The sequence below is a fragment of the Paracraurococcus ruber genome (genome assembly GCF_004353985.1).
GTDB classification, from domain to species: domain Bacteria; phylum Pseudomonadota; class Alphaproteobacteria; order Acetobacterales; family Acetobacteraceae; genus Paracraurococcus; species Paracraurococcus ruber.
The window spans coordinates 1-6,114 of sequence record NZ_SMOA01000303.1; the positions used below are offsets into that span (position 1 = coordinate 1).

At 74.9% G+C, this 6,114-nt stretch carries 3 protein-coding genes; 2 read left to right on the plus strand and 1 reads right to left on the minus strand.

Annotated elements, in window-relative coordinates; genetic code table 11:
- On the minus strand, nt 1–4,219 hold a 4,219-nt coding region (locus E2C05_RS27545; RefSeq protein WP_133222851.1), incomplete at its 3' end, for an NAD-glutamate dehydrogenase.
- A gap of 187 nt (nt 4,220–4,406) precedes the next feature.
- Here E2C05_RS27545 and E2C05_RS27550 point away from each other — a divergent pair.
- Both E2C05_RS27550 and E2C05_RS27555 read left to right on the plus strand, forming a co-directional pair.
- Nucleotides 4,407–5,630, plus strand: a complete 1,224-nt coding sequence (locus tag E2C05_RS27550) for a cupin domain-containing protein (RefSeq protein ID WP_133222852.1) — start codon at nt 4,407–4,409, stop codon at nt 5,628–5,630.
- On the plus strand, nt 5,630–6,114 hold a 485-nt coding region (locus E2C05_RS27555), incomplete at its 3' end, for an OmpA family protein (RefSeq protein WP_158292404.1). The genes E2C05_RS27550 and E2C05_RS27555, both read left to right, overlap by 1 nt.

Here is a 6,114-nt window from a genome sequence, read left to right on the forward strand (position 1 = left end):
CGGGGCCGATCGGGCCGCTGCCGCCCAGCAGCGCCTGCGCCGCCTCCTCCTGCAGGCGGCGCAGCGCCAGCAGCACCTCCAGCTTCGGCCCGGCGGGCGCGATGGCGGCATCGGCCTCGTCGGCCGCGGCGGGGGTGCCGAAGCCCTCCCCCGCCAGCCAGGCGGCGCGCGCCGCCGCAGCGGGTCCGGCTTCGGCCGCCAGCCGCGCCAGGCCGGCGCAACCCAGGCGGTTCGCCACCTCATTGGCGATGGCGGTGGCGACCAGTTCCCGCCGCAGGCGGTGGCGGTCGATCAGGTCGGGGAAGCGGTCCTGCAGCGGCCGCGGGAAATAGCCGGCCAGCACCGGCAGGAAGGCCGGGTCGTCCGGCAGGTCGCTGTCCTCCACCGCGTCCAGCAGCCAAAGCTTGGCGAGCGGCAGCAGGGCGCAGACGGCGGGCCGGGTCAGGGCATCGCCGGCGGCGATCCTGGCGCGCATGCTGGCGGCATCCGGCAGGCCGGCGACGGCGCGGTCCAACACGCCGGCCGCTTCCAGCCGTTCCATCAGCATGGCCTGGGCGGGCAGCGCCTCGGCGCCCGCCAGCGTCTCCAGCGTCACGGCCAGGTGCTGCTGGGCATTGTCGCGCAGCACCAGTGCGGCGACCTCATCCGTCATGCTCGCCAGCAGCGCGTCACGCTGCACGCGCGTCAGCGTCCCGTTCCGCTCGGCATCGGCCAGCAGGATCTTGATGTTCACCTCATGGTCGCTGGTGGAGACGCCGGCCGAGTTGTCCAGCGCATCGGTGTTGATGCGGCCGCCGGCGCGGGCGTAGTCCACCCGCCCGGCCTGGGTCACCGCAAGGTTCGCGCCTTCGCCCACCACCTTCGCGCGGATCTCGCCGCCATTGACGCGGATGGCGTCGTTGGCACGGTCGCCGGCCTCAGCCTGGCTCTCGGCGGCGGCCTTCACGTAGGTGCCGATGCCGCCGAAATAGAGCAGGTCCACCGGCGCGCGCAGGATCGCCTGCATCACCTGCGCAGGCTCGGCGCGCTCCGCCGCGATGCCCAGCACGGCGCGGACCTGCGGCGAGAGCGGGATGGTCTTCAGCGTGCGCGGGAAGACGCCGCCGCCCGCCGATATCTTCGCCGGGTCGTAGTCCGCCCAGGAGGAGCGCGGCAGGCCGAACAGCCTCGCGCGTTCCTGGTAGCTCGCCTCCGGGTCCGGATCGGGGTCGAGGAAAATGTGGCGGTGGTCGAAGGCGGCGACCAGCTTCGTCTTCCGGCTGACCAGCAGCCCGTTGCCGAAGACGTCGCCGCTCATGTCGCCGACGCCGACGCAGCGGAATTCCTGGGCGAAGATGTCGTGCCCCATCTCGGCGAAATGCCGCGCCACCATCACCCAGGCGCCGCGGGCGGTGATGCCCATGGCCTTGTGGTCGTAGCCGGCGCTGCCGCCGCTGGCGAAGGCATCGCCCAGCCAGAAGCCATGGTCGACGGACAGCCCGTTGGCGATGTCGGAGAAGGTGGCGGTGCCCTTGTCGGCGGCGACGACCAGATAGGGATCGTCGCCGTCGCGCCGCACCACGCGCTCGGGCGGCACCACCCGCCCCTCGGCGAGGTTGTCGGTGATGTCCAGCATGCCGCGGACCAGGGTGCGGTAGCACTCGATGCCTTCGGCCAGGAAGGCCTCGCGGTCGCTCGCCGGCGGCGACTGCTTCAGGATGAAGCCGCCCTTCGCGCCGGTCGGCACGATGACGACGTTCTTGACCCGCTGCGCCTTCATCAGGCCGAGGATCTCCGTCCGGTAGTCCTCCCGCCGGTCGGACCAGCGGATGCCGCCGCGCGCGACGGGGCCGGCGCGCAGATGCGTGCCCTCCATCCGCGGCGAATGGACGAAGATCTCCCGCCAGGGGCGCGGCGCCGGCATCTCCCCGGCCGCGCCGCTGTCGATCTTCAGCGACAGCCAGGGCTTGTCCTGGTGGTAGTTGGTCCGCAGCACCGCATCCAGCAGGGTGCGCAGGCGGGACAGGATCCGGTCCTCGTCCGGGTTCGCCACGCCATCCAGCAGCGCCGCCCATTCGGCATCCAGCGCCGCGTCGTCGCGCGGCCCGTCCGGGTCGAAGCGGGCATGGAACAGGTCCAGCAGCAGCCGGGCGGCACGCGGCTGGGCGGCCAGCGCCGCCTCGACCGCCGGCTGGCTGAAGGCGAAGCCCACCTGCTTCAGCCAGCGATACATCGCCCGCAGCAGCCAGCATTCCCGCCAATCCAGCCCGGCGCGCAGCACCAGGCGGTTGAAGCCGTCCGCCTCCGCGCGGCCGTCCAGCAGGGCCGAGAGGGCGGCCAGCAGGTCGGGGAAGCGCGCCGATTCGGCCTCCGCGCCCGGGGCCAGGGCGAAGACATGCAGCACCACCGCGCCGCCCTCGGTCGGCGCCAGGCGGTGCGGCACCTCCTCGATGGCGCGCAGGTCAAGGCTCTCGAACAGCGGCAGGGCATCGGCCAGCGGCAGCGGCCCGCCGGGATTGGCCAGGCGCAGGACCAGGCCCTCGGCGCCCGGCGGGCGGTCCAGCGTGGCGGCGGCACGGCCCGACTCCAGGGCCCGCTCGGCCAGCGCCAGGTCGGCGGCGCCCTGCGCACCCGTCGCACCGTCGCGATAAGCGGGCGGGAAGGCATCCCGCCAGCGGGCCAGGGCGCGGGCCGCGCCGGCCTCGCCGCGGCCAGCTGCCAGCGCTTCCGCCAAGCGGTCGGGGAAGCTGCGGGCGGCCTGGGCCATCGCCGCTTCCAGCGCCGCCGCATCCACCTGCGGCACCCGGCCGGGGGTGGTGCCGATGATGTAGTGCACCCGCGCCAGCGGCGCGTCGCCCATCATGATGTAGAAGGCCGAGAGATGCCCGGCATAGGCGCGGGCCAGCATGGCGCCGATCCGTTCCCGCAGCCGCGTGTCGAAGGTGTCGCGCGGCAGCCAGGCGATGGCCGAGACGAAGCGGCCGAAGGGATCCTCCCGCAGCACCAGCGCGGCGCGCGGCCGCACCTGCAGGTCCAGCGCCTGCCGCGCGCCCTCGAGGATCGCGCCCTCGGGCGCCTGGAACAGCTCGTCGCGCGGCCAGGTGTCGAGGATGTTGCGCAGCGCGCGGCCGTCATGCCCTTCCGGGTCCAGCCCGGCTGCGGTCAGGATGCGGCCCACCTTCTCCGCCAGCATCGGGATGCTGCGCGGGTTGCGGTTGTAGGCGGCGGCGGCAAACAGGCCGAGGAAGAGCCGCCCGCCTGCGACGCGCCCATCCGGCCCGTAGATCCGAGTCGCCACCACATCGGCATGCTGCGGCCGGTGCACCGTGCTGCGCATGTTGGCCTTGGCGACCGAGACCGGCGCGCCCTCGCTCAGCGCCGCGCGCACCGCCGGCGGCAGGTTCGCGGGGTCGCGCAGCACGTCGAAGACCGGCAGGCCGGCGTCGCGCAGCAGGCCGAGATTGTCGGCCGCCACCACCGCCACCGCGCCTTCCGGCGAGACCGACAGGCGGCGGTGGCCGAGCAGGACGAAATTGTCCTCGGCCAGCCAGCGCAGGAAGGCCGGGCCGCCCGGCTCGGCGCCGGCCGGGGCGGCCGCCACTTCCTGCCCGGCGGCGCGCAGCGCCTCCGCCATGGCGGGGAAGTCGGTGACGGCCTGGCGGACATCGCGCATGGCGCGGGCCAGCGCCGCCTCCAGCGCCGGCCAGTCATCCGGCGCGGCATGCGCCTGGCCGGGCAGCATCGCGGCCGGCAGGGCGCCGAGGGTGATGCGCATGAAGCTCTCGGGGGCGCCGCCTTCCGCCGGGTCCAGCGCCTGCAGCCGGCCGGCCGCATCCCGCCGCACCGGCAGGACCGGATGCAGCAGCTGCCGCACCACCCGTCCCTGCCGCGCCAAGGCGCCGAGGGCGCTGTCCACCAGGAAGGGCATGTCGTCGGTGACGATCTCGGCCACCGCATGCGGCCCGCCGGCCTCTCCCGGGCCGGGGCCGGGCGGCAGCAGGCGCACCCGCGCCTCCCCCGGCGGGCGGTGCAGGGCCAGGGCGTAGAGGCTGGCCGCGGCGGCCGCCACCGCCTCGGCCGGCATGGCGGCCAGCTCGGCGGTCGGCACCCCCGCATGCAGGCGGTGCAGCAGCCGGGTGGCGGCGGCCGGCAGGCCGGGGGCGAGGCGGGCCAGCGCCTCCTCCGCCGTGTGCAGCAATTCCTGGCGCGCGGTGTCGCCCATGGGGGCCAGGTCCGTCATGGCGTGTTCTCCCTGTGCCGCGGGAGGTCGTGCCTCGGCAGCGCCGCCACAACCCGGCCGGACCGGCTTCGTTGCACGCGGTTGCCGGTGCCGGGGGACCGGACCCGGAGGCGAGACGCGCCGCCAGGGCCCGGGCCACGACGGATTGCCGTTCTGCTCCGGTGCCAATCCGGGGTAGGTTGCCGGCATGAGCATGACCTTCGCCGAGCTGCTCGCGCCCATGCCGCCGGAGCAGTTCTTCGCCGAGTTCCACGACCGCAAGCCGCTGCACATCCGCGGCGGCGCGGCGAAATTCGCCCATGTCCTGTCCTGGCGGCAGATCAACCGCCTGCTGGACATGACGCATGTCTGGTCCAGCCAGTCGCTCAAGCTGGTGCTGGACGGCAAGCCGGTGGCGCCGGAGGAGTACTGCACCCGCGCCACCAGCCGCGACAACGACCAGGTGATGCAGCCGGTGGCCGCGCGCATCCGGGACTGGGTGGCGAAGGGCGCCAGCGTGGTGCTGAACGACGTGGACAGCCTGACGCCCGGCCTCGCCGCCGTGTCCCATGCGCTGGAAGCCGCCGGGCTCGGCAAGGCGCAGGGTAATGTCTACATCTCCTGGCAGAGCCACAAGGCCTTCCCCGCCCATTACGACACGCATGATGTCTGGGCGGTGCAGGTGGAGGGCGAGAAGACCTGGAATGTCTGGGACGGCCGCGCCGACTGGCCGATCCCGCATCCCGCCTTCCGCACCGAAAGCCAGGCGCAGCACGAACAGCAGAAGGGCCGGCTGCGGGAGAAGGTGCTGCTGAAGGCGGGCGACATCCTCTACCTGCCGCGCGGCTGGTACCACGACGCGCTGGCCGAGGCGCCGGCCAGCGTGCATGTCGCCTTCGGCCTGCACGCGCCGCTCGGCCTCGACCTGCTGAACATCCTGCATGAGCGCGCCCTCTACGACGTGGAGTTCCGCAAGCCGCTGCCGCGGCAGGACGGCTCGGCGGCAGCGAAATTCGCGCTGACCAGCCGGGCGCAGCAGCTGGCGCAGCGGCTGGCGGAGCTGGCGCGCGACCCGAAGGTGATGGCGGCGCTGGAGCAGTTCGTCGCCGGCTACCGCTTCGACCGCGGCGGCAACGACCTGCTGGCGGCGCGCGGGCTGGCCGCGCCCGAAGCGGCAGCGACGGGCGGGGAGGACGCGCCCGCCTTCAAGGTGCTGGCGCCCGGTGCCAAGCCGGTGCGGCGCGGCGCGGACTGGGTGCTGAAGACCGCGACGGGCGCCCTGCCGCTGGCGCCGCCGGAAGCGGAGGCGGCCGGCTGGATCCTGGCGCGCCCCGACGTGGCGGAGCCGGAGTTGCGCGCCGCCCATCCGGCAGTGGACGCGGCGGCGCTGCTGGCCCGGCTGCGGGAGGCCGGCCTGCTGGCCGCCGCCTGATGCTTCCGGCCCTTCTCCTGCTGGCGGCATTGGCCCCCGGCGCCGCGCTGGCCCAGCCGCGCCCCTTCACCTGCGTCGGCGCCGAGCAGCTGGAGGAGGATGTCTTCGCCATTCCCTTCACCCGCGGCGCGGCCACCCCGGGCGAGGCCGCCCGCAGCAACCTGGCCGCGGCGGCGGAACGGGCGAGGCGCGAGCCCGAGCGCAACCTCTGCGTCCTCGGCCATGCCGGACCGGCGGAGGGCGGGGCACAGAGCGGGTTGCAGCTGGCGGCGAGGCGCGCCGGGGAGGTGGCGGCGGCGCTGGCGAAGCTCGGCCTGGACCGCGACCGCATCCGCGCCGAGGCGCGCCGGGCCGCCTTCGCCCGCGGAGCGGTGCCGGAGGAGCGGAGCGTGACGGTGGTGCTGCTGCCGGCCGTGCCGGCGGCGGCGCGGCCGGAGGCGCCCGCCCCGGCACCGCGGCCCGCGACGACCCAGACCCAGGCGCC